This window comes from Streptomyces sp. NPDC037389, from assembly GCF_040636475.1.
GTDB lineage: Bacteria > Actinomycetota > Actinomycetes > Streptomycetales > Streptomycetaceae > Streptomyces > Streptomyces hesseae.
Genome location: NZ_JBEZUS010000002.1, coordinates 497,474 through 519,978, shown reverse-complemented (window position 1 = coordinate 519,978; position 22,505 = coordinate 497,474). Strand labels below are relative to the sequence as shown.

Sequence of the window (22,505 nt, the reverse complement as noted above, 5' to 3'; positions counted from 1 at the left end):
CCTTTCTCTACTTTCTGGAGTCGACCAGTCATGCAGCACGAGACCGAAGCATCGCTGGTCGGCCACGAGTACGAGGTCGAGGTCGGCCCGGTGGCCCACGGAGGCCACTGTGTGGCCCGCACGGAGTCGGGCCGGGTCCTGTTCGTCCGCCACGCGCTGCCGGGCGAGCGCGTGGTGGCGAGGGTGACGGAGGGCGAGTCGACGTCCCGCTTCCTCCGCGCGGACGCGGTGGAAATCCTGGAAGCATCCAAGGACCGCGTCCCGGCCCCCTGCCCCTTCTCGGGCCCGGGCAAGTGCGGCGGCTGCGACTGGCAGCACGCCAAGCCGGGCGCGCAGCGCCGCCTCAAGGGCGAGGTCATCGCCGAGCAGCTCCAGCGCCTCGCGGGCCTCACCCCCGAGGAGGCCGGCTGGGACGGCACGGTCATGCCGGCCGAGGGCGACAAGCTCCCGGCGGGCGAGGTCCCGGCCTGGCGCACCCGCGTCCAGTACGCGATCGACGCCGAGGGCCACGCGGGCCTGCGCAAGCACCGCTCGCACGACGTCCAGGTCATCGACCACTGCATGATCGCGGCCCCGGGCGTCACCGAGCTGGGCATCGAGAAGCGCGAGTGGCCGCAGATCGCCTCGGTCGAGGCCATCGCCGCCACCGGCTCCCACGACCGCCAGGTCATCCTCACCCCCAAGCCGGGCGGCCGCCTGCCCATCGTCGAACTCGACAAGCCGGTCTCCGTCATGCGCATCGGCGAGCGCGACAAGCAGGTCCACCCCGTCCACGGCCGCGCCTTCGTCCGCGAGCGCGCCGACGACCGCACCTACCGCGTCGGCGCCGGCGGCTTCTGGCAGGTCCACCCCCAGGCCGCCGACACCCTCGTCAAGGCCGTCATGCAGGGCCTGATGCCCCGCAAGGGCGACATGGCCCTCGACCTCTACTGCGGCGTCGGCCTCTTCGCGGGCTCCCTCGCCGAGCGCGTCGGCGACAAGGGCGCCGTCCTCGGCATCGAGTCCAGCAAGCGCGCCGTCGAGGACGCCCGCCACAACCTCCGCGACCTGGACCGCGTCCGCATCGAACAGGGCAAGGTCGAGTCCGTCCTCCCGCGCACCCGCATCGACAGCGCCGACATCGTCGTCCTGGACCCGCCGCGGGCGGGTGCGGGTCGCGAGACCGTCCGCCACCTGGCGACCCTGGGCGCCCGCCGCATCGCGTACGTGGCCTGCGATCCGGCGGCCCTGGCCCGCGACCTCAAGTACTTCGCGGAGGAGGGCTACGAGCCGGTGAAGCTGCGGGCGTTCGACCTGTTCCCGATGACGCACCACGTGGAGTGCGTGGCGATCCTGAAGCCGGTGCCGACGGACGCCTGACTGTCCGCGTGTGCTCCTCGACGCGGCTGACAGAGGCGTCCCCGTCCGCCAGACAGCCCGTGCGGCCTGGCGGACGGAGCCGTCGGTCAGGCGGCCGGGTGGAGCGCCGCGCCGCCGAACGCCCAGCGGCCGAGGCGGCGGTACACCACGCGCGAGATCGCGATGGCGGCGGAGTGGTCCGCCCGGGCCCTGTTGCGGGGGCGTGGCGTCAGGGCCACCGGTAGCCCTGGCGGGCGCAGGGCGCCGTAGTTGGGTGAAGCGGCGTGTTCCGCAGGAGTGGCAGCGTTCTTCGCCATCGGTTGTGTCCCAGCCGGAGAGGTGGGGACAGTTGTCGACGAGGTGACCTACTCCGTGCATCAATGCCTCCTCGGCGAAGCCGTGGGGATGAGGTCCCGCAGGGGAGCGGGCAGGATGTCGGCGATGGGCATCCACGCGGTTCGGTCCGGTGACAGCTCGGGAGAGCCTGGCGGGGCCTCGAAGAAGTACCAGAAGCGCATCCGGTCCCTGTGCAATCCGTCCTGGGGGCCGGATCGGCGTTGTTCGATCCACAACGGTGGGGGTGGCTTTTCAAGGGCGAGCTGCAGTCCGGTCCGCTCGGTGGTGATTCTGTGGGCCGCTGCTGCCGGTGAGCCGTCCTGATGTGTCAGCGGCCCGCTGAGGAGGCGCACCAGGCCGCTGGAGTGGATGACCGAGCCGATGGTGACCGCGAGGCAGCGACGGGTGCAGGGTTCGCCGGTCGCCAGGTGGTCGCACGTGGCATGGGTGTAGCGGATGACGCCTGCCAGTCTTTCGGGGCGAGCGAGTCCGTAGCGGAAGATCTCGCGAACGATGTCCGCTCCTCCGACCGTGGATGCCGGCGGTGCCGCCTGTGAGACGTCGAACAGGCAGTGGATCTCTTTGCCCTTGAACCCACTTTGGTCGGGCGGTGGTGCCACCACTTTCCAGCACCCGTGGGTGAGTGTGTCAACCAGGGTCAGGCCACGTCCGGTTGTACGGCCCGCTCGTGCATTTCGCCTGACCGGTTTGGCGCGGCAGTTGTCGCTCACGCGTACGTGCAGGAGGTACGCCTTGCGTTCCATGGTCAGGGCGCAGCGGGCGGGCGTCCTGGACGTGATCCAGGACGTTGGCCAGCAGCTCGTTGACCACGGTTACCACGTCGTCCGCGTGTGCCGTCAAGCCCCAGTCTTGGAGTTGGGTGCGTGCGATCCGGCGCACTATGGCCAGTTCCGCCGGTCTCAGTACGAGCTCCATCGCGAGCTGCCGGTCGGAGTGCCGTGTGTGGATCGCCATGTCCCCTCCATGTCCGGGCAGGCAGAAGCCTGGGCAGGGTTGATCGACCTGCGGTCACGCATCGGATGCGATGCGTGACACAGCCGATGGTGGACCAGAGGGGAAGTGCTGGGCAACTATTTCCACGAAGGTGATGTATTCCCAGATGGATTGGCATATGACAGTGCTGAGGCGCGGGGGAGTGGGCCATCATGCACGCATGGATCAACGAAGCCTGCCGACCATGCGCAGCAAGCGGCTGGGTAGTGAGCTGCGGCGCCTTCGGGCGGACAAGGACCTCACTGTCTCCGAGGTGGCGAAGCGCCTGGGGTGCGGTCAGCCCAAGGTCTCGCAGATTGAAAACGGCAACCGGGGCATCAGGCCCGGAGACCTGTCGGCGCTCCTCGATCTGTACGAGGTGGCCGACGAGAAGTACCGTCAACGCTTGCGCAAGCTCGCTGTCGATGTGCGCAAGGTTGACTGGTGGACGTTGCAAGGGCCCTTGGTCGACGCGCTTCGTGACTACCTGATGCTGGAAGCTGACTCCGGGCTTGTTCGGGTGTACGAGCCGACTCTGGTGCCGGGAATGTTGCAGACCGAGGCGTACATGCGGCAGTTGTTTGCTTCTCGGCTTTCCGTAGAGCAAGTGGACACGCTCGTTGAAACGCGTCTCAAGCGCAAGGAACTTCTCGACGACCACTTGGGTTTCAGGCTGCGCACCGTGGTGGACGAGACTGCCCTGCACCGCATCCCGGGTTCCGGCGCCATGGCCACCGAGCAGCTTGCGTACCTGGAGCGTGTCGGGCGCCGTCCGAACGTCACCGTTCAAGTCCTCCCAGTCAAAGCGCGGTTCCCGGTCGACCAGTTCGGCCCCTTCAGCCTCTTCACGTTCCGAGGTCAGTCGTCAATCGATGTTGCATGGCTGGAGTACCTGACTGGTGGTACGTTGCTTGAACAGGAGGGCGACGTACAAGCGTACGCGCGTGCGTGGGAAGAGCTGACAGCTGCTGCACTGTCCCCTTCCGACTCCCGGCAGCTGATTCGCGCACTCATCGAGGAACACGCATTATGACTGGGGCAGTGCCCGAATGGCACAGGAGCAGCTACAGCGGCACCAACAACAACTGTCTGGAGCATGCTGTCCTCCCTGATGGCAACCACGCCATCCGCGACTCCAAAGATCCCCGGCGCCGAATAACCATCCATTTCAGCGCCACGGCGTGGCAGGCTTTCCTAGAAGGCCAGAAGAGCCCCGCTACCCCGCTGGCATCACCGACAGGGTGACCTTGTACAGCTCGGGCAGTGCCGGGCTCTCCCGCGTGCAGGCGGCCTTCCGGGCCGCCTACCACCTCCCCAGGTCGACACTGTTGCCGTAGGTACCGACGGCCCCGCCCACTTGGGCGCCCTGATCGGCGATCTGGCCGACGGGCTCAACGAGCAGGCGATCCACCAGTACCGGAGCCTTCTCCGAGAGCGGTCGCGCGGTCAGCCTGTCTGAAGCTCCGTGACGATCTGCTCCGCCATGCGGCGTGCGGGCTTCAGCCGAGGGTCATCAGGGTGCACTTCCGGCTCCAGGATCTTCGAGCACACGGAACAACGTCATCAGCTTGCCGTCCCGGCTCTCGAAGTCACGGCGCCGCTCTTGCCGGACGCGATCGGCCAGATCCGGGACAGCAACGGGGGTGCCAGTTGGACCGGCTCTCCCCCGGTGCTCAGTCGAACATCCCCTCCAGCGCCCCACCCCCGGCCAGGATTCGCCAAGCCGGTACCCGGACAGTCCGTTCCACCGGGCCGGCCTTCGCGCCGGAACCGCCGGACGGCAGGCCTGTCAGCAGGTCGCCGCGCGCGTGCGTCAGCCGCAGGTGCCGGGCCGGGTCCTGGGCGTGCGGGGTTCCGGGGTCGATGAGCACCGCGGTGTTCTGTCCGTTCATCGTGAACAGCAGATCCACGGTGTGCCCGCCGATCACCGTCGCCCGTTCCAGGTCGGTGATGCCGTGTGTGCCGAGGTGGTCCTGGAGCCGGTCCGCGAGTTCGTTGCGGAAGCCGGACGCCGGCGTTCCGGCTGGGGCCGTGTGTCCGGCGCCCTGGGTGACGTCGGGCCTGTTGCTGAGCACGGCCGACCGTTGGGCCAGCAACGCCGGAAGCCCGGCCTGCCCCTGCCAGAAGGCGTGGCTGCCCACCGTGATCAGCTGGGACTTCGCCCGGGTGATCGCGACGTTCCACAGGTTGACCTGGCTCGCCACCCAGTGTGTCGTACGTGGTGGGGTGTTGGCGGTGGCCACCGGGCTCAGGACCATGACGTCGCGCTGCCCGCCCTGGAAGGAGTGCACGGTACCGACGCGTACTCGCTCGTCGTCCGCCCAGACGCGTGCCAACGCGTCCTTTTGAGCCTTGAACGGAGTGACCACTCCGACCGTGGCGTGTTCGGGCAGCCCTGCGAGGAGCCCGTCCACTGTTTCCCGGACGGCCTCGGCTTCGGCTCCGTTGCGCCAGGACTGCCCACCGCTGCCCCGGGCTGATTCGCTGTGTGGCACGTCCACCCAGCCCAGGACCGGTGCCGGAACGGCCGCTCCGACCGGATCGAGCGCCGGAATCTGCTTGCGGACATCGGTCAGGACCTGCAACTGACCTGCATAGCAGTAACCGTTGACCACATCGGCGATGGCCGGATGGCAGCGGTAGTGCTCATCGAGCAGCAACGCGTCCTCACCGTGTTGCGCGGCCGCGTGGTACGAGGAGTACACGTGATAGGTGAGCCGGTGGTCCTCCAGCTGCGCGGCCGTCAGCCCCGCCCGTACCCGTGCCTGTCGCTCCTGCTCGGCGCTGATGCCCGGAATGTGTCCGAGCTGCATGGGATCCCCGATGATCAGCGCACGCTTCGCGCGGAACAGCAGAGGCAGCACCGACGGGATCGAGCACTGGCTCGCTTCGTCGATCACGACGAGGTCGAAGAGCTTCGGCGCCAGTTCGAGCTGGCGTACCGAGTGAGTGCTGATCGCCCACCCCTTGATGTGCGCCATCAGATTGCGCTGGCTCTTCTGGAATCCCGAACGCTGGCGCAAGGCCTGAAGACGCTGGCCCATGAGCGATCGCCCGCGCATCATGGCCTCGGTGGCCAAGGCCTGGGACAACTCTCCCGACAGCTCCGAAACGTCGGCGGCACTCTCCAGCCGCGCCCGCTTCAATCCTTCCTCGTCACGGTCAAGATGCCGCGGCGCGAGTTCCCGCACACCACGTTCCACGGCCACGGCCTCTGCGAGCGCGACGAGCAGTTCGGCCGGCACGGGCCGTTCCGAGGCCCATGCGGGCCACGAGTCGGCCGAGTCAGCAGAGTCGGCGCCCAGCGAGGCGACGAGCGCGGAGAGCGCCCGCCCCCTGCGCCACCCGCCGAGGGCAAGCCTTCCGGCGCCGGCCGCTTTCCGGGCCCGATCCTCCCAGCGCGCGAGGGCGGTCGTCCCGTCTCCCGCCCATACGGCTTCCAGCAGCGCTGGTGGCAGCCCGAGCTCGTCCGTCCGCTCCTCCCGTTCCCGGAGCAGGCCCAGCAAGTGGGCCTCTTCAGCGATCAGCTCAGCGGCTTCTGCCCGGAGTGCGGCGGACCGCGTACGCCGGTTGCGCAGTTCACCGGCGACGGTTGCCGAACCGCGTCGCGGGGCCTCGGTGGTCCCGGCGAGCAGCTGTTCCAGTTTCGCAGCCTCGCGCTCCCGTGCCGCGGAGTTGCCCGTCCGCATGAGCAGCCCCGGCGAGATCGCGTCACAACGCTCGGCGACGACGTCCACGGCCTCGTTGTTCGTGGACGCGACGAGAACGGACTGGCCGGCGGCGACGGCGGTCGTCACCACAGCGGTCACGACTTCGCTCTTCCCGGTGCCGGGCGGCCCGGTGGCGACGGTGAGCCGACGGGTCATGGCCGATGAGATCACCAGCTCCTGGCTCTCGTTGCAGGGCCCTGGGGCGACGACGACCGGTGCGTCACGGCTCGTGTCCCCGTCATCTCCTCCCGTCAGGAGCGCGTCGAGTGCCGTGCCGGGGATCTGCCCGGTACGTGCGGACATCTGCAGCAGGTTGTCCACGAGGGCTTCGGACGCGTTCCGTTCCACGCCCTTGGGCGTCAGCAGGACGGCTGTGTTGTGGGCGCCGGGCCGCAACGATTGCATCGCGGACTGCTCGCTGAGCGACGACAGATCGAGGGGCTCCAGCTCCGGGAGTCCCAGCTCCGTGAGCAGCTCGCGCACGGCACGCACCATCTGGGTGCCGTTGCCCTCCTGCCAGGTCGGCTGCCAGCGGGCGAGCAATTCGGCGGCCTCGTCGTCCTTGAGGAGTTCCGCGACGACACCCGCGTGCAAGGAGGGCACTCCGCTCGGGCGGAGCGTGTCGCGACCGTCCTCGTCAGGGGCCAGTTCCATCGGCTGGATCAGCAGGGGCGCGATCCGCACCGCGGAGCGACGCCGGCCGTCTCCGCCGCGTTCGGGGAGAGTGACCGCCGGGTACCCGTACCAGTACTCCTGCGTGTCGACGCCATCCGCCCGGCTCCCGCCGCTCTTCGGCTTCGGCAGCTGTGCGGGAGCGGGAAGGCCAGAGCCCAGGCCGGACTGGATCGTCTCCGGGCCCCGGCCCAGCAGGAAGTACGCGGAGTCACGCCCGCTGTCCCGGTCGGGCAGCGTTTCCGATGCGGCCTGCGAGCGGAGGCAGTGCGCGTAGTAGCGCAGCAGCCGCTGCGGGTCGACGCCGTCCTGCGCGTCCTGCTCGACCAGGTCTCGCGCCTTGAGCAGGGCGGGGGAGAGCTGGACGGCTTCGGAGGCCGCAGCGGCGTCGCGGGGGAGCACGGGAAGGTTCACGGACCGCGCCACGGAGCGGGCGAAGGGCAAGGAGTGCGTCGCCCGGATGGTGGACTTGGTCGGCCGTTGTTCCTCGGGGACGCCGTTGCGCACCATCTGCGCGGTCAAGTACTCGAACAGGTCGTCCGGCGTGATCCAGCCGCTGTCCTTGATCCGCCCGGTACGCAGGCCCTCCACGATCTCGCCGGTGAACCGGGAGGTGCCGAGGGAAGACTCGGCCGGAGCCATCGCCGAGGCGGCCTGAAGGGCGTCGGAGGCGGTGATGAAGTACACGCCGGTCGGCCGGAGCAGTGTGCTGGGCGATGGCGGGCCGTCACTCGGGCCCGCCGCGCCCTTCGCCGTCCACCCTTGTACGACGGAGCCGCTGGAGCAGCAGTCCAGCAACACGAGCTTGGAGGAGGCGCGGCAGGACTGCAGCATCCGCTCCAGGAACTCCGCGGGGACAGCGGTGCCGGGCAGGTCGTCCGGGTCGGTATCCCGGGTGAGGAAGTACAGCTGGTTGTCCGTCTCGCAGAACTCGCCGTGCCCACTGAAGTACAGCAGCGCCGTCTCGCTGGCCTGCCGCTCCTCCAGGAACTCCTCGATGGCGTGCAGCATTTCCGCACGGGTCGGCTCGGCGACCACCGCGCAGTCGTTGTACATGCCTATCTCGGTGCTTTCCAGTACCGCCTGCATGTAGTGCAGATCGGCGCGCACAGGCGGCAGGTCGTGGTAGTGGTCGCTGTCGTACGTGGATACGCCGATGAGCATGGCGTACCGGTCGTTGTCGCTCATTCCGCGTGCGGTCCGTCCTCGCCGTTCGCGGAGGGACCGGCTTCGTCACCTTCCCCGTTCCCCGTGCGGTCATTGAGGAAGCGCTCGATCAGTTCGTCGTCCGCACGCGCCTCCCTGCCGGTGATGCGCAGGGACGTCCCGTCGGGACGGGTGGCGACGACCGTCCGCTGCGCCACGCGGGACAGCCAGGTCTGCACAACGGCGACGACGAAGGATCCCCCGCCGAACGCGAGCCCGACCAGTTCGGTGACCGTACCGCCCTTGTCGGTGTCACCGGTGGCCCGCTGTTCGGGGACGACGAGCCTCGCGTGCGGGTCGACGTCGGCGATCTCGGCCAGCAGCTCGCGTGCCTCGCGCCGTGCGCGCAACGGGTCGTCGTCGACGATGGAGATGCGGTAGTCGGGCTCGCCCGCAGGGATGGTGCTCACGTTTACTGCCCCCTTGATCACTCCGTGTGGTGGATACACGGACCGGTAAGCCTAATGGGGTCGGCGTGTGCGCTCAGGCGAGATCCGCGAGAAGGTCCGCCAAGGCCACTTCTTCCTCGACCCGTACCCCGAGCTCGCTCAACGCCTGTGCCAGCGCAGGGTCCCAAGGGGATGCGGCCGGTGTGCCCGTCAGAGGTGGCAGCTGCGCGGCGCCGGCGGCCAGAGCGCGGTAATCAGTCGCTGTGAATCGCCAAGGGCGCCAGGGCACATGGCTCATCAGCACGTTCGCGATCCGTAATCCGCCCCAGTCGAAGTCACCGTGGTAGAGGAGCGATGTCCCATCGCCGTGCAGGTGGCGCAGGAGGGCGAGGGCGGCTGCGGATGGCTGGCCCTGGAGACAGACGAGGGGTGGGCAGCCGGCGCCGTGGGTGTCGGCCGCGGCCGCCAGGATCGCCGGGTTCTCGCAGATCCGTACCACCGGAGATGTTGCCCGGGGGCGTTGATGAGTGAGTTGCCGGAGGGTCAGGACACATGGCTCGCCGGTTTCGGCCATCCAGTCCAGGGCCGGGGTGCCGCGAAGGTTGAGGGTGAGGACGGTCGAGGACAGCTCGTCGCGCAGCAGTCCCGCCGACGCCCACGCGTCGCGTCGCCACGCGGCGCCGTTGCCGTCGGGGAAGCCGGTGAGAGCACGGATGCCGGAGAGAGTGAGTGTGGCCAGGGGTGTTCCGTCGTCCAGGGCATGCGCGCTGCCGAGTACGCGGGCGGCGAAGGCTGGTAGGGATACGGCGGGTTCGGCGGGGAGCTCCGCGAGCACTTTCGCTGTCTCGGCGGACAGCCGGCCGGCGGCTTCCGGGGTACGGGCAAGGCGCCGTACAAGGCCCTCGGTGCGTGGCCCGGTGGTCCAGTCGGCGAGGCGGGGCCGGTCTCGGGCCAGCGTCTGGAGCGGCCTGTAGGCCTCCTGCCATGCTTGGGACTCGTTCTGGCGTGCCCTGCGGAGGGGGACGACGGGACCGGTCAGGGCTTCGACAGCCGCGGCGAGACCGTCGGGGCTGATACCGGAGCGGCGCAGGACGTCGTCCACGGCGTCGAGCCGGAGGATCAGCGACCGGCCGGGGCGCGGCGCGCGGCCCAGCAGGCGTTCGACCGCCACCCTCTGTGCTTCAGTGGGGGCAGTCAGCGAGACGGCCCCGGTGAGTGGCTGCTCGCGTTCGAGACGCCGTCGCGCGCGCTCGACCAGCCATGCGAGGTCGGGGGCGCCGAGCAGCCGGCGGAGGCGGTCGAGGTCGATCCCGCCGTCAGGCCCGGGCACCTGCCCCTGCGGCGGGGCGCTCATGACCACAGCACGTCCTGGCTGTCCGTTCCCGCCCCCGCCTTCGTGGTGAACCGGTCCCGCTCGCGTGGCGGATCGTCGCGGCGCAGGCGCGCGGAGCCGTCCCACTCCCAGCGGGTGACCAGGACCGCCCCGACGTCGTCGGTCCGTGAGAGCTGCGCGATGGCGATGCCGGGCACCTGCGGGTAGCAGGCCCACTCCCGTTCGCTGGTCATCACCACATCCAGGTCGAAGGCGTGGAGCAGGCCCAGGCACTTGGCCCGCGAGTCGTCGTCGACTCCCGCGAACGCCTCGTCCAGGGTGACCAGACGTGGTGCGTGCGGGTTGCCCGCGCTCGCGTAGTGCGAGGACGCGGCGGCGAACAGGGGCACCGACACGGTGAGGACGCGTTCGCCCCCCGAGGCCGGTCCGGTGGCCGGGACCCAGCGGCCCTGCTGGTGGCGTTCGATACCGAATTCGTGCCACGTGCGGTAGTCGAGGGCGGTGGTGAGATGTTCGAGCCAGCTGCCGGCGGCGTCGCCGGACTGCTGCTGGGCGATCTGCGCCTGAAGGAACTCGCCGACCGCCGCCCGGTCCTCGGTGCTCCAGGCATCGGCGGACTGGCGCAGGCGTTCCCGCGCCCGGTCGAGCCCCGCCGGAGCCTTGCGAGAGGCCCGCCACACCAGGCGCAGCTTCATGCCGGTCGAGGTCGGGCGTTCCTCCAGCTCGGCGTTCATGGCCCGTACGTGCCGTTCCGCCGCGCCGATCAGTTCTTGCAAGGTGCCCGCCACCTCGGTGATGAGGTGGGTTTCCAGGACCTCCCGCTCATGGGCGGACAGTATGCGGGTGAGTTCACCGACCTCGGTGGCCAGCGCCTCGGCGAGTTCGGGTACGGCCCGTTCGCGGCCCTGGTAGACGATGTCGACGACCATTCCGTCCTCGATCATGCGGGCGGACGCGGTGTGTCCATGCCGGGACAGGGCGTCCTGCAGGGTCTTGAACTCTTCGCTGAGCCGCCTCTGCACCCGCTCCCAGGCCCCCTCGGAGTCATCCGTCCCGGACAGTTCGGTCTCGATGGAACGGGCCAGCGCGATGGCGGGGGTGGCCGCCCAAGGACCTTCACCGGCGGGCGGTACGGCTAGACCGGGCAGGGCCACAGCGATCAGGCCGGTGTCGGCGAACCTCTGGAGACCCGTGATCGCCTCGGCACGGGCGGAGGCCGCCTCGACGATCCCCTGTTCGAGCTGCTCGATGCGGCCTTCGGCCTTGCTGGCCCGCCGGTCCGCCTCGGTGTGCCGCTCACGGGTGCGGCGCTGCTCGGCTCCGCACTCGCGCAGGGAGTCGGTGGTCTCGGCCAGGCGGCGCTGGAGTTCGGCGACGGCCGCGCCGACCGTGGAGCGCAGGGTGTTGTGGTGCTCGGCGGCGGCGGTGGTCTCGCGGGCCGCGTCCGCGACCCGCAGTACGTGCTCTTCGGCCCGCTGCCCCGCTTGCTCGGCCTCGTCGCGTTCCTCGTCCGCCTGGCGGGCGGCTTCGGCGCGCTCGCGCAGGGCGGGCCACAGGTCGGCGAGGACGAGGGTGAGGCCGGTAAGGGCCTGGCGTACGGCGGCGAGCCCGGCCCGGTCGGAGGGCAGGCCCAGGTCGGTGGCGGTCGTGCCGAGTTCCGCCGCGGCCTGCTCGGCCTCCTGGGCCGCCTCGGTGAGATCGGCGGCCCTTTCGTCGCGCCGGGCACGGTCCCGGCGCACGACGCCGGCGGCCGCGGCCACACGGGCGTACGCCTGCCTGAGCGGCGCGTCGCCGGGTACGGCGGCCAACTCGGCGTCGAGCTGGTGGCGGCGCGCCACGACGGTCTCGGTCTCGGCCTCTGTGGCGGCCAGATCGTCTTGAAGCGAGGAGAGCTGCGCGTGCAGGGCGACCATGCGGGACCGGCGCGCTTCCTCACGGGCGCCCTCACCGATGTATTCCTCGGCGGTCTTGGCCCACCGGCCGGTGAGCGCACCGACGCGGAAACGTCCGTCAGTCGCCGCCCAGCTCTCCGCGCCGCCTTCCTCACCCAGCCCGATCGCCATGAGCAGCCGCGTCACCGTCTCCTCGCCGACCGCCGCGGCTCGCGTGTCACCGTGGTCCACGGCCGGGCGCAGCACATCGGCCAGGGACGGCCCGGTCACGGGCCCGGTCCGTGGCGCGAGCAGCACATCGTGCCCGTCGGCGTCGAGAGCCGTGCCGTCCGGGAGAACCCAGGCGTCCAGCAGGCCGGATGCCTCCAGGGCCGCTTCCAGGCCGGCGCGTCCGGTGTCTCCGAGCCCGTCCCGGAAGTCGACGAGCCGCCACAGGGGGGAGCCGGCCGCCCGCTCGCGCAGCCCCGGGGTGCGGGTGTACGGGGCCTTCGGCCCGCGCTGGCCTCCGGCTTCGAGCGCGGCCAGTTCCTGCTCCATGTCCCGCACCCGCGACTGGAGTCCGGCCTTGCGGTGCGTCAGGCCGGCCGCCTGATCGGCGAGTCGCGCCGACGTGGCCCGGTGGGCACGTGAGGCGTGGGTATGGGCCGGGCATGGCCCGTCGAGGTGCCGTGTCCACTCCTGGAGCTCGTCGAGGAGGCCGACCGGATCCGGGTACGCCAACTCGTGACACTCCTCGGCGTACCGGCGCACGGCATCCAGCAGCGCCCGGCCGGCTGCCGCCGCGGCCCCCTCCGTCTGCTGCTGTGCCTCGGTCGCGAGCGCGAGGTCGGACTCCGTCTCGTCGAGCCGTCGGGAGGCCGCTCGCCGCTCGCTCGCGGTCCGGTCGGCCTGGTCGGCGAGGCGTTCCACGTGAGTGAGGGCGCGCCGCGTGCGGTCCGTCGCCTCCTCGGCTTTCTCCCGGGTCGGTTCGTCCGGCAGGGCGACCAGGGCGTTGCCGGCCTCTTCCCGGGCCCGGGTGAGGACGGTGCCAGCCTGGCGCCGAGCCGAATCGAGCCGGTTCTCGGCCGCACCGAGCCGCTCCAGTGCCCGCTGGCGGAGGCGCGTGGTCTGCCCATGGTCGGCTTCCGCGCGTTCTTGTTCCCGCGCCGTGCGGGCCGCCTCCGTGGCCGCCTGCTCCAGCTCACGGGCGCTGCGCATCTCGGGTCCCGCGCGCAGGGCGGATTCCTGGGCCCGCAGTCGTGTCCCGGTCTCCTCCAGAACGGCGATGCGTTCCTCGGCGGCTGCCCGGTCCCCCTCCGCGCGGGCCTTGTGCGCCTGTGCTTCCGCGAGATCCCGCTGGAGGTGCTCGTACCGGGAGTGCTCGCTGCGCGGGAGGCGGGCCCGCCGACGGGAGGCGACGCGGGCGTAGCGCCGGTAGTGATCCAGGAACGCCGAGGCGGCGTGCTCGGCCTCGGCGGCGGCCCGCAGCTCCTCCTTCTCCTCGTCCAGGGAGCGGAAGGCCTCGGCCGCGTCGGCGACGACCGCCTGGTCCATGGGCGGCAGCGCTTCGGTCAGCGCCCGGGAGAGGGCGACCTCATTGGGCCGCTTCGACAGCTGGGGCTGGCGCAACTGGATGAGCAGGTCCACCAGGGCGGCGTACCGCTGCTCGCCGAGCCCGAACAACGCCTCGTCGACGGCCCTTCGGTACGCCTTGGCCTGGTCGTACACCATCCCGTGCCCGGTGATCGCCTCGGCGAGCCGGTCACGGGACAGGGCGGTGCGGGTGGCGTCGAGCAGGCTGAGGTCCTGGCCGATCCGCTGATCGGTGACCGCGTACCAGTGGCGGGCGATGCCACGCCCGGTAACAGCCTTGAGCCCGCAGGCGAGCGTACGGAAGTGGGCCTCGCCGGTCGCATCGTCCCGTCGGCCGAACTCGATCCAGGTGTAACCGAGCCGTTCGGGATGAGGGTGTTCGCCTCCGAGGAGCAGGTTCCACTCCATGCGCTTGCCCGGGTCGCCGTCGGGCTCGACGCGGCGGGGGGTGAGGTCCCCGTCCAGGAGAAAGGGCAGGGTCAGGGCGAGGACCTTGGACTTTCCGGTGCCGTTGTTGCCGCGCAGCAGCAGTCGCCCGTCGTGGAAATGGAACTCCTCCTCGTCGTAGTGGAAGAGGTCGACGAGCCCGATGCGCATCGGTTGCCAGCGGGAGCGTGTGGGGACGGGGAGGGCGGTCACTGCCGGCTCGCCTTTCGCTGCTGGGGCATGCGTGGGGTGCGGGGTTCGAGAACGACGGCCTCGCCGACGGCGTACCGGGCGAGGGCCGGGCGTGGCGCGATCTCATCGCCCCGCCGGGTGATCAGTCGCAGCGCGGTGAGCTTGGCGAGCGCCTGCTCGACCAGTTCGCCTTCCGCGCCCGGCTCCTTGGCCGACTTGGCCCAGAAACCGCCGTACGTGGAGGCGAGTTCGCGGACCTTTCGTTGGAGGTCGCCGATGGTGACAGGTCCGTCCGCTGCCGCCAGATGCTCGGTGAGCAGCAGAGTGACATGGCCGTGGGTGCCCTGTTCGGGCATGCGGACATCGGTGAGGTCGTCGTCGGGGTCGACCATGGCGATGCCCTCGGCCCGTACCTCGGCGACGAGTCCCGTCAGTTCCGTGATGCGGGCGGTGAGGAAGCCGCGTTGCCGGGTGAGGTAGGCGAGCTCCGCGTCGGTGAGCTCGTCGTAGTACAGCACCGGATCGTCGAGCAGCCGGCGGGTCAGCGCGCGGCGCATCGCACGGAATCGCAGATCATCGCTGTCCAGGGCGGTCTCGGAGACCAGCTCGATCAGACGCTCGTCGAGAGTGCCGGCACGCACGGTGGAAGGGCCTCGGCGGGTGGCGAGCAGACCGGCCAGTACACGGCGCTCGACGTCGTACAGAACGTCGCCCGCCCCGCTGACGTACGCCTCCTCGTCACCGGCGACCCGTCGCAGAACGCCGAGTCCCAGCAGGAGTCTGACGACAGCGGCAAGGTCGAGGCGCTCGTCGCGGCGGTCCAGGGTGAAGTGAATGCCGGCGGCGGTGAGGTGCGGGTCCGCCGCGTCCAGGACGACTTGATCGGCGAGGCGGCCGAGTGCTACCTGGGCCTCGCCGCGTTCCAGGGCGGCGAGGGCGAGACAGAGCAGCACGTAGCGTCGGCGGGTGAAGGGGGCGCCCGCCCGGCTGGCCTCACGAGCGGGGTGCGTCGGGTCGGCGAGAAAGCCGGGGATCTTGCACAGGCGGGCGGCTTCGGCGTCCACGTGGAGGGACCAGCCAGTATTGCGGTCGAACCACGCGCGTAATTCCGAGGCATGGCGACGGACGAGCCGGAAGTCGTCCGAGCGCGGTCCGCGAGCGAGCAGGAGCGGCTCCTTGAGCAGCGCGCGTGCGGCCCTGCGCAGCTCGGCGGCGTGTTGCCCGTCCAGGACCTCGGCGAGCGGGGTGTTCATCGCCTGTCGTCCTTCGTGGTCAGGCCGGTGATCTCGACCGTGGTCAGGTCGATGATCTCGACGGTGTGGTCGGGGCCCCGGAACGTACCCCCGGGGGTGATGATCTCGGCGGTCGTACCGTCGCCGAGCGCCGTGAGACGGATCTCCATGGAGCCGTCGTTGCTGGTGGCGGACGTGTGCGTCATACCGGGTCGCCAGGTGGCGAGGGCGTCACCGAGGAGCTGGAGGAAGAGGCCGAACGCGAGTGGGTCGAGGTCACCGAGGGCGGAGAGCCGGGTGGCGCCGTCGGTGGCGAGCCGCGCCCGCGCGGCGGTGGTCTCGGCGGCCTGCTTGGCGGCGATCTCGGCGAGGTGACGGCGCGCCTCGGAGCGGTCCTCGATCTTGCGGGGCTTGCCGCGCCGTTCGTAACTGCCCGTGCGCCGCAACTGCGGGCTGATGCGCAGCGGTTCGGCCTCGGCCCACGGGGTGGCGGCAGGCACGGGCCGGGCCGTGCGGGTGGCGAGGGTGTCGGCGTCGACGGTGAGATGACGGGCGGGGTAGAGCCCGAAAGCGGTGCGCCACAGGCGGTGCCGGGCGTCGTCGTCGGGTGCCTCGGCGAACCAGCGGGCGAGCGTACGGAAGTCGGCGGAACGGTCGGAGCGACCTGCCCTGCGCTCATTCAGTGACCGTACGACCGCCAGGAGCTGGGGAATCGCCCCGAGAGCCCGGCCGCGCAGCAGCCGCGCCTGCGATTCGCGTCCGTTCCTGCTGATGAACCAGGCGGCGAGCCCGTCCCAGCGTCCGGTCCACCGCGCGTACGCCTCCTGCTCGGCGTGTTCCGCGTCCTCCGGAGAGGCGTCGGCGGCCTCGCGAGCGGCGGCGGTCCGGAGCAGCGGTGCGATCACGCCGCCGTCCTCCAGTTCGTCGCCGTCCTCCAGTTCCAGGATCAGCTGGGCGATGCGCCCACCAAGAGTGATCAAGTCCTGGATGAACCGCTCCAGATACTGGATGAGCCGGTCCTTGTAGGCGAGGAAGACCTCCTCCTCGACGTCGTGCAGGTCGATGGTGCGCTGCAGGGAGCCCATGAAAGCCCGGGCGTTCTCGGCGAGGGCCGCGAACCGGCTGGTCAGTGCGTCGAGTGCGAGATAGGTCTTGGCCGGGTCCGGTTCTTTCTCGGCTCCCAGGACAAGGAGAGCGCGCAGGTGGGTGACGATGTCGTGCAGCGCGACCGCCTGGAGCGCGCCCCGGCGGCCGAGCGCCTCGTCGTAGGCGGAAAGCGCCTCCTCCGCTGCCTCTCCCGCCTGGGTGAGCTGGTAGACGAACCGCTTGCGGTAGAAGTCCTCGACAGCGGTGACGCGGGCCGTATCGGGATCGGCGCGCAGATTTCCCCATTCGACAAGGCTGTCGAGTGCCTTGACCACGGCGTCGAGCTCGGCCGGACGCTCGCCGGCGGGTAGGGCGGCATGCACGTCCTCGGGGCGCAGGTGTACCGCGAAGCGCTCCTTGGCGGTCAGGAACGTCCTCATCGTCCGGCGGTAGAGGGCGGAGTTGGGCGCGGTGAGATGAGCGAAGGGAGCGTATCCGGTCGGGGCTGGGGGGTTGGGTGTCGGGATCATCGCCCGGTCATTCTGTCCGATGAGTCGTGGTGTGGATGTGCAATGCCGGGAATCTCACAGATCACAGGTGACACTTGCGACGCTGGCAGTGCTTTTCCGGGCGGGGTTGACTCGTACTGCACGCCGTAACTGTTCACTTCGGCCCTCTCCGGAAGGAATGTTTCTCCACAGGGGGAAGCATGTTCGATTCGGGTGGTCCTATCGTCTGTGCTCCTTCCGACCCGATAGGGAGCGAATCATGGACGCTCTACGGCACATCGCCGCCGGCCTGGTGCTGGACCTCGCCGCTGTCTGCCTGCTGGCTTTCGCGATCTACTATCCGCGGCACTGTCGCCGTGACCTCGTACCGGCCTACCTGGCCCTGAACACTGGACTGTTCACCGTCGTCGCGGCCTTGGCGGCGGTGGGCGGCAGAGGGGCGGCCGGGCTCGGGTTCGGGCTCTTCGGGGTGTTGTCGATCGTGCGGTTGCGCTCGGACGCGGTGCAACAGGAGGACGTCGCGTACTACTTCACCACGCTCGTCCTCGGCCTCGTCTGTGGGCTGCCGGATGTGACGGTGCCGGTGAAGGCCGGGCTGAGCGCGGTGCTGTTGGTCGTGCTCTGGGTCGCTGACGGTCAGTGGCTTCTGGCCCGTTCGCGCCGCGCCGTCGTCACTCTCGACCGGGTGCACCGTGACCCCCTCGCGCTCCGGGCCGACCTCGCCGGGCGACTGGGCGAGCCGCTGCGGTGGACCGTCATGGAGGTGGACTACGTCCGCGACCTGATGGTCGTCGACGTCCGGTACCGCGAGCCCGACCCGGACGAGGGTGCGTACCGCGGCGAGGAGGTCCTGGGCACGGAGGTCCTGACCGGGCTCCGGGTCGCACCCGCCTGTGAGCCGGTGTGAGCGCCGCCATGGCAGCCTCTGCGGCAGTCCCCATGACAGCTGTACGGGCCGTCGCGCGGGTCGCCGAGGCCGCCGCGCCCATCTCCCTGGCCGAAGTGAACGAACGGGCCCAGTTGCTGACCCGTTTCGACCGCAAGTACCTCGTCCCCGCGCCGGTCTTCCTGAGCGTGACTGGCCGACTGACGGATTCCCGGTGGCCGGGTGGCCCCTTCCGGGTGCTCGCCATCGGTGGGCGTCGGGCCTTCCGCTATCACTCCGTCTATTACGACACCCCCGAACTCCGCTCCTTCCACGACCACCGTCAGGGTCGCCGGTTCCGTTTCAAGATCCGTGAGCGGGTGTACGAGGACTCGGGGGAGCGGCAATTGGAGGTCAAACTCAAGGGAGGACGTGGTGACACGGTCAAGCGCCGTCGCGCTCTGACCGGCGGGGACACCCCGCTCGACGCCCACTGCCGCGCGTATCTCGCCGAGACCCTGCGGCGGGCCCACGGCATCGACGCGCCCATGGCCCTGTGCCCTTCCATCACCACGGACTATCTGCGCACGACCCTGGTGGCCGAGGGTGAACGCGTCACCTGCGACGTGGGTCTGGTCTGTGGCGACCCGCGCACGGGACGGGCGGTACGTGGCGACGCCGCGCTCGTACTCGTCGAGACGAAGTCGGCAGGCCACCTTAGTGACGTCGACCGGTTGTTGCATGCCCATGGGGTGCGCCCGGCCGTCTTCACCAAGTACTGCGGAGCCTTGGCGGCTCTTCGTCCCGCCCTCCTCCCGGCGAACCGCTGGCGGCGGGCGGTCCGGCGGGTGTTTGGGGAGGCCGGATGACGTGGAGGGTGACGTCAGCCGTGAGGAGAGTCGGTGCTGTACGGGGCCTCTTAGGTCAGCGGTCGCGGCCGGTACGCCGTCAGCGTCACCGACAACGTGACCTCGTACGGATCCGGCAGCGCCGCGATCCGTGTCGCCAAGGTCTCGCCGTCTCGGTGCCAGGCGTTGGGGCCCATGCCGACCAACTGGGCCAGGGCGTGGTGGTCGAGCGTCATGGTCGTGGTCAGGGCGCGCGAGGTCGTGGTCGAGAAGTGCGGGGCGAGCTGGTCGGAGAGGCGTTGCTCCTTGCGCTCGTCCACGCGCATCAGACCCAGGGCGTCGATCAGCTCCTGGAGGTGGTCCGGGCGAGGGGTGACCACCAGGAGGGTGCCCTGCGGGTGGAGGACCCGGCGGAGTTCCGGGCCGTTGCGCGGGGCGAAGGTGTTGACGACGAGGGCGGCGGAGGCGTCCAGCAGCGGCAGCGACTGCCAGGCGTCGGCCACCACGGCACCGATGCGTGCGTGCGCCTTGGCGGCGCGGCGGGCGGCGAACTTCGAGATGTCGAGGAGGATCCCCTCGGCCTCGGGGAAGGCGTCCATGACATGGGACTGGTAGTAGCCCGTGCCGCCGCCGATGTCGAGCACGCACCCCGTGGCCGGAGAAACCGGAGAGACCGACGAGTCGGCCGTGTCACGTGCCAGGGCGACCAGCGCGTCGGCGATGGGGGCGTAATGGCCGGCGCCCAGGAATTCCGCGCGGGCGTCGACCATCTCCCGGGTGTCGGCGCTGTACTTGACAGCACCCGGGAGCAGGTTCACATAGCCCTGCTTCGCCACATCGAAGGAGTGACCGTTCGAGCAGGTCAGCGCGCGGTCCTTCGCGGCCAGAGGAGCCGTGCAGTGGGGGCAGCGCAGGTACCGCACAATATGGTTCAACATCGCGTACCGATCGTACCGTTATGGGTGATATGTCAGGCCCGGGGAGTCCGGGGGCGCAGCCCGGCGAGGGTCATGTCGACGAGGCTGTCGGCGAATTCGTGCGTCAGTGGCTGGCTCCGCAGCAGCCAGCGCTGGGCGAAGGGGCCGAGGATCAGCTCCGCGGCCAGGCGTGGGTCGACCTCGTCGGCGACCTGCCCCGCGTCCTGTGCGGCGCGGATCCGGTCGACGTAGGCCTGCGTGCCCGGTTCCATCACCTTGTTCGTGAAACCGGCGGAGACCTCGGAGTCGTTCACCATGGCCACGTAGAGCGCGCGGTACGGGGCCTGGAACGCGGGGTCGTTGAATTCGTCGACCGTCGCCCGCAGCACGGCCTTGAGGTCCGTCGCGAGGTCGCCGGTGTCGGGCAGCATGCCCTCGCCGGCCTCCACGGTCTCGGTGAAGGCGTCGAGCAGGACAGCCCCCTTGGACGGCCACCAGCGGTAGATCGTCTGCTTGCCGACGCCGGCGCGTGCCGCGATCCCCTCGATCGTCAGCTTGTCGTAGCCGGTCTCGCCCACGAGGGAGAGGGCGGCCTCGCAGATCGCCTGGCGTGAGCGCTGGCTGCGCCGGGCGGCGTCGGGTGCTGTCTTGTCGGGCATGACACGGGAGTGTAGCGAGTGATCGAGGCGATACGTATCGTTTCGCCGACGGCGCGCCTAAGAGCCGGCCCCTGGGCCGATCGGCCCCCTCGGAGCGCGTGTCATTGGGCCTAACGGGGGTTTTTATCCCTAGAATCGCGGGATGTACATACCCAGCACGTTCCCCGGAGGGGTGATCCGGTGAACCGGTCCGAGGCCACCGATGAGCAGTGGGAGGGGCTTGCCCAGGTCGTCCCGCTGAGGGGCCACCAGGCATGGCCGTCCTGGCCCGACCACCGGGCCCTGCCCGAGGAGGAGCCCGCGGAGAAACAGCGACGGCTCGTCGTGCTCCGGGTGCAGATTTTCGCGGACGCACGCGAGGTCGCCGAGCATCTGATCGCTCGCGTTCCGGTGCTGCTCGACCTCACGAGCGCCGACACCGATGTGGCCAAGCGCATCCTCGACTTCTCCAGTGGCGTCGTCTTCGGGCTGGGCAGTGGCATGCACCGGGTCGACACCAACGTCTTCCTGCTGGCCCCCGAAGGGACCGAGGTGGCCTCCGGGTACCCCGATCGTAGGAAAAATGATCAGATGAAACGGTTTGGCTGACGAAGTGCCGCCTACGGTCCTCAGGCATGGACGCCGCCAATCCGCACCAGCGCCCCGTCGTCACCGAACTGCGGGTTTCCGCTTTCAAGTCGCACCGTAACGCCGTCTTCGCCCTCAGCCCGCTGACCCTGTTCAGGGGCGGCAGCGGCAGCGGCAAGTCCAGCGCCCTGGAGGCGTACGAGACCCTTGCCCGGCTCGCGGGCGGTGACACCCTCGACGAGGCGCTCGCCCCGGTGGCCGGTGGCGCCCAGGCGTGCGTACCGCAGCAGGCCAGGCCCGACGCCCAGGGGAGGCGGGGCTTCCGGATCGGGTGCACGGTGGAGGGGCCGATGGGCCCGGTCCTGCTGGACGTGGCCGTCCAGGCCGAGCCCGAACTGCGCGTGGTCGGCGAACGGCTGACGGGGTCGGGGCTGACGCTGCTCTCCACGGCGCTGCGCGACCCGGGGCTGCCGAGGGTCGAGGCCGCCTGGCACACGGCGGGTTCCGTTCCCGTCACCCGCGCGCCCCTGCCCGACGACCGGCTGGGCACGGCGCTGCTGCCGCTGCGGGTCGCGGGGAAGACCGCCGGGCAGCGGATGGTCCTCGCCGCGGCCGAACAAGTGGTGATCGCCCTGCGCTCGGTCTTCCCCTGCGACCCCCGGCCCGAGCTGATGCGCGCGCCGGTCGCCGCGCGTGACGGGCGGCTGCGGGGCGCGTGCGACAACGTTGCCGCGGTCCTGGGGCGCACCCGCAACGAGTGCGTCATCCGGCATGCTCTGCTGGTCAAGGCTGCGGACGCGGGATGTCGCGGCCCGGTCGCCGGGCTGTCCGTGGAGGGGCTCGACGGCGGTTTCGTACGGGCCGTCCTGGCGCGGCAGCCGGGGGCGGCCACGCCGCTGGAGCGGCTGGGCGACGGCGAGCTGCGCTATCTGGCGCTGTGCCTGGTGCTGCTGACGGGACCAGGGGTGCTGGCTGTGGATCCGGCGACCGAGGTACTGGAGGCCCGGCAGGTACTCACGGTCCTGGCGGACGGCCTCGACCGGTGCCTCGACGCGCGGCAGGCCCGGGAACTGCTGGGGCTGGCGGCGCGGATGTGTGAGCGGGGGCACATCAGACTGGTGGGGACGGTGAGGGGAGCGGCGGCGGAAGTGGCCGACGAGGTGGCCGGGGCGTCGATGGTAGACCTGGGGACGTGAGCGAACACCCTGAACATCCTGAGAAAGACCGCCGTGGCCGCCGTGACCGCGACCCCCGTGACCGCGGCGCCCACCACGAGCCCGCCGGGGCGGCGGGACTCGACGTCCGGGCGTTGCAGGACCGGCTGGCGGCCTTCGCCGCGGCGCGCGACTGGCAGCGGTTCCACACTCCCAAGAACCTGGTCGCGGCGCTCAGCGTGGAGGCGTCCGAACTGGTCGAGATCTTCCAGTGGCTGACGCCGGAGCAGTCGGCCCAGGTGATGGAGGAGCCCTCGACGGCTGCGCGGGTCGAGGACGAGGTCGCGGACGTTCTGGCCTACCTGCTCCAGTTCTGCGAGGTGCTGGGGATCGACGCCCTGGCGGCGCTTTCGACGAAGATCGACCGAAATGAGCGGCGATTTCCGGCACGGAAGGGAGCCGGTGATGGCATCGACGATCAAGAGGGTCGTCACTCTCCGGAGTGATTGAGTTATCCACACCGCATTTGGTATCCACAGATTTCTGAATTCCCCTGGCTTTTCCGGCGGTTAGTCATCACTCTGGGTAGTGAGAGCGGGCAGACGGGAA

The 22,505-nt window shown here is 70.3% G+C and carries 18 protein-coding genes and 2 pseudogenes; 8 read left to right on the top strand and 12 right to left on the bottom strand.

Annotated elements, in window-relative coordinates; genetic code table 11:
• The first annotated feature begins 30 nt into the window (after positions 1 to 30).
• The gene (locus AB0E98_RS05915; RefSeq protein WP_361699004.1) at positions 31 to 1,359 is read left to right on the top strand and encodes a class I SAM-dependent RNA methyltransferase; all 1,329 of its coding nucleotides are present in this window, start codon (positions 31 to 33) and stop codon (positions 1,357 to 1,359) included.
• Between the two features lie 86 nt (positions 1,360 to 1,445).
• Here the strand turns inward: AB0E98_RS05915 and AB0E98_RS05910 are convergent, their stop codons facing one another.
• The 3 genes and pseudogenes from AB0E98_RS05910 to AB0E98_RS05900 form a co-directional block, all read right to left on the bottom strand.
• Positions 1,446 to 1,655, bottom strand: a complete 210-nt coding sequence (locus AB0E98_RS05910) for a DUF6255 family natural product biosynthesis protein (protein ID WP_361699002.1) — start codon at positions 1,653 to 1,655, stop codon at positions 1,446 to 1,448.
• Positions 1,651 to 1,716, bottom strand: a pseudogene (locus AB0E98_RS05905) (hypothetical protein); the annotation flags it as partial. The gene AB0E98_RS05910 and the pseudogene AB0E98_RS05905, both read right to left, overlap by 5 nt.
• Positions 1,716 to 2,438, bottom strand: coding sequence for a hypothetical protein (locus tag AB0E98_RS05900; protein ID WP_361699000.1), 723 nt, complete (start codon positions 2,436 to 2,438; stop codon positions 1,716 to 1,718). The pseudogene AB0E98_RS05905 and the gene AB0E98_RS05900, both read right to left, overlap by 1 nt.
• Positions 2,439 to 2,848: 410 nt before the next feature.
• Between AB0E98_RS05900 and AB0E98_RS05895 the strand changes: the two genes are divergently transcribed.
• Positions 2,849 to 3,700 (top strand): helix-turn-helix transcriptional regulator, encoded by an 852-nt coding sequence (locus AB0E98_RS05895; RefSeq protein ID WP_361698998.1) that lies wholly within the window; start codon positions 2,849 to 2,851, stop codon positions 3,698 to 3,700.
• On the top strand, positions 3,697 to 3,912 hold the full coding sequence (locus tag AB0E98_RS05890; RefSeq protein ID WP_361698996.1) for a DUF397 domain-containing protein: 216 nt from the start codon (positions 3,697 to 3,699) through the stop codon (positions 3,910 to 3,912). Before AB0E98_RS05895 ends, AB0E98_RS05890 begins: the two co-directional genes overlap by 4 nt.
• 201 nt (positions 3,913 to 4,113) lie before the next feature.
• Here AB0E98_RS05890 and AB0E98_RS05885 read toward each other — a convergent pair.
• From AB0E98_RS05885 to AB0E98_RS05855, 7 genes and pseudogenes are all read right to left on the bottom strand, one after another.
• Positions 4,114 to 4,312: pseudogene (locus AB0E98_RS05885) on the bottom strand (hypothetical protein); the annotation flags it as partial.
• Positions 4,313 to 4,340: 28 nt separating this feature from the next.
• On the bottom strand, positions 4,341 to 8,237 hold the full coding sequence (locus tag AB0E98_RS05880; protein WP_361698994.1) for an AAA domain-containing protein: 3,897 nt from the start codon (positions 8,235 to 8,237) through the stop codon (positions 4,341 to 4,343).
• Entirely contained in the window at positions 8,234 to 8,665 is a 432-nt protein-coding gene (locus AB0E98_RS05875; protein ID WP_361698993.1) for a hypothetical protein, read from the bottom strand. Before AB0E98_RS05875 ends, AB0E98_RS05880 begins: the two co-directional genes overlap by 4 nt.
• A 73-nt stretch (positions 8,666 to 8,738) precedes the next feature.
• Positions 8,739 to 9,998 (bottom strand): TIGR02679 family protein, encoded by a 1,260-nt coding sequence (locus tag AB0E98_RS05870; RefSeq protein ID WP_361698991.1) that lies wholly within the window; start codon positions 9,996 to 9,998, stop codon positions 8,739 to 8,741.
• Positions 9,995 to 14,080, bottom strand: coding sequence for a TIGR02680 family protein (locus tag AB0E98_RS05865; protein ID WP_361698989.1), 4,086 nt, complete (start codon positions 14,078 to 14,080; stop codon positions 9,995 to 9,997). Before AB0E98_RS05865 ends, AB0E98_RS05870 begins: the two co-directional genes overlap by 4 nt.
• Positions 14,077 to 15,312: a TIGR02678 family protein gene (locus tag AB0E98_RS05860; RefSeq protein ID WP_361698987.1), complete on the bottom strand. Its 1,236-nt coding sequence runs from the start codon at positions 15,310 to 15,312 to the stop codon at positions 14,077 to 14,079. The genes AB0E98_RS05865 and AB0E98_RS05860 overlap by 4 nt, the downstream gene beginning before the upstream one ends.
• On the bottom strand, positions 15,309 to 16,907 hold the full coding sequence (locus AB0E98_RS05855) for a TIGR02677 family protein (protein ID WP_361698985.1): 1,599 nt from the start codon (positions 16,905 to 16,907) through the stop codon (positions 15,309 to 15,311). Before AB0E98_RS05855 ends, AB0E98_RS05860 begins: the two co-directional genes overlap by 4 nt.
• Positions 16,908 to 17,145: 238 nt before the next feature.
• On the opposite strand from AB0E98_RS05855, the gene AB0E98_RS05850 reads away from it, so the two are divergent.
• Complete coding sequence (locus AB0E98_RS05850) at positions 17,146 to 17,793, top strand: DUF4956 domain-containing protein (protein ID WP_361698983.1); 648 nt, start codon at positions 17,146 to 17,148, stop codon at positions 17,791 to 17,793.
• A 32-nt stretch (positions 17,794 to 17,825) separates the two neighbouring features.
• Entirely contained in the window at positions 17,826 to 18,620 is a 795-nt protein-coding gene (locus AB0E98_RS05845) for a polyphosphate polymerase domain-containing protein (protein WP_361698981.1), read from the top strand.
• Positions 18,621 to 18,670: 50 nt separating this feature from the next.
• Here AB0E98_RS05845 and AB0E98_RS05840 read toward each other — a convergent pair whose 3' ends face one another.
• Positions 18,671 to 19,537, bottom strand: a complete 867-nt coding sequence (locus AB0E98_RS05840) for a putative RNA methyltransferase (protein WP_361698979.1) — start codon at positions 19,535 to 19,537, stop codon at positions 18,671 to 18,673.
• A gap of 32 nt (positions 19,538 to 19,569) precedes the next feature.
• On the bottom strand, positions 19,570 to 20,175 hold the full coding sequence (locus AB0E98_RS05835) for a TetR/AcrR family transcriptional regulator (RefSeq protein WP_361698977.1): 606 nt from the start codon (positions 20,173 to 20,175) through the stop codon (positions 19,570 to 19,572).
• Between the two features lie 180 nt (positions 20,176 to 20,355).
• Here AB0E98_RS05835 and AB0E98_RS05830 point away from each other — a divergent pair, with 180 nt between their 5' ends.
• The 3 genes from AB0E98_RS05830 (at position 20,356) to AB0E98_RS05820 (ending at position 22,402) form a co-directional block, all read left to right on the top strand.
• Positions 20,356 to 20,763 (top strand): cell division protein SepF, encoded by a 408-nt coding sequence (locus AB0E98_RS05830; protein WP_361698975.1) that lies wholly within the window; start codon positions 20,356 to 20,358, stop codon positions 20,761 to 20,763.
• A 26-nt stretch (positions 20,764 to 20,789) separates the two neighbouring features.
• Positions 20,790 to 21,938, top strand: coding sequence for an ATP-binding protein (locus AB0E98_RS05825; RefSeq protein WP_361698973.1), 1,149 nt, complete (start codon positions 20,790 to 20,792; stop codon positions 21,936 to 21,938).
• A 113-nt stretch (positions 21,939 to 22,051) separates the two neighbouring features.
• Positions 22,052 to 22,402: a nucleotide pyrophosphohydrolase gene (locus AB0E98_RS05820; RefSeq protein WP_361699366.1), complete on the top strand. Its 351-nt coding sequence runs from the start codon at positions 22,052 to 22,054 to the stop codon at positions 22,400 to 22,402.
• Positions 22,403 to 22,505: the final 103 nt, after the last annotated feature.

Bases quoted from the DNA above. Each gene is read 5' to 3' on its own strand.
- AB0E98_RS05915 (WP_361699004.1), top strand. From the start codon at position 31: ATGCAGCACGAGACCGAAGCATCGCTGGTCGGCCACGAGTACGAGGTC.
- AB0E98_RS05910 (WP_361699002.1), bottom strand. From the start codon at position 1,655: ATGGCGAAGAACGCTGCCACTCCTGCGGAACACGCCGCTTCACCCAAC.
- AB0E98_RS05900 (WP_361699000.1), bottom strand. From the start codon at position 2,438: ATGGAACGCAAGGCGTACCTCCTGCACGTACGCGTGAGCGACAACTGC.
- AB0E98_RS05895 (WP_361698998.1), top strand. From the start codon at position 2,849: ATGGATCAACGAAGCCTGCCGACCATGCGCAGCAAGCGGCTGGGTAGT.
- AB0E98_RS05890 (WP_361698996.1), top strand. From the start codon at position 3,697: ATGACTGGGGCAGTGCCCGAATGGCACAGGAGCAGCTACAGCGGCACC.
- AB0E98_RS05880 (WP_361698994.1), bottom strand. From the start codon at position 8,237: ATGAGCGACAACGACCGGTACGCCATGCTCATCGGCGTATCCACGTAC.
- AB0E98_RS05870 (WP_361698991.1), bottom strand. From the start codon at position 9,998: ATGAGCGCCCCGCCGCAGGGGCAGGTGCCCGGGCCTGACGGCGGGATC.
- AB0E98_RS05860 (WP_361698987.1), bottom strand. From the start codon at position 15,312: ATGAACACCCCGCTCGCCGAGGTCCTGGACGGGCAACACGCCGCCGAG.
- AB0E98_RS05855 (WP_361698985.1), bottom strand. From the start codon at position 16,907: ATGATCCCGACACCCAACCCCCCAGCCCCGACCGGATACGCTCCCTTC.
- AB0E98_RS05850 (WP_361698983.1), top strand. From the start codon at position 17,146: ATGGACGCTCTACGGCACATCGCCGCCGGCCTGGTGCTGGACCTCGCC.
- AB0E98_RS05845 (WP_361698981.1), top strand. From the start codon at position 17,826: ATGACAGCTGTACGGGCCGTCGCGCGGGTCGCCGAGGCCGCCGCGCCC.
- AB0E98_RS05840 (WP_361698979.1), bottom strand. From the start codon at position 19,537: ATGTTGAACCATATTGTGCGGTACCTGCGCTGCCCCCACTGCACGGCT.
- AB0E98_RS05835 (WP_361698977.1), bottom strand. From the start codon at position 20,175: ATGCCCGACAAGACAGCACCCGACGCCGCCCGGCGCAGCCAGCGCTCA.
- AB0E98_RS05825 (WP_361698973.1), top strand. From the start codon at position 20,790: ATGGACGCCGCCAATCCGCACCAGCGCCCCGTCGTCACCGAACTGCGG.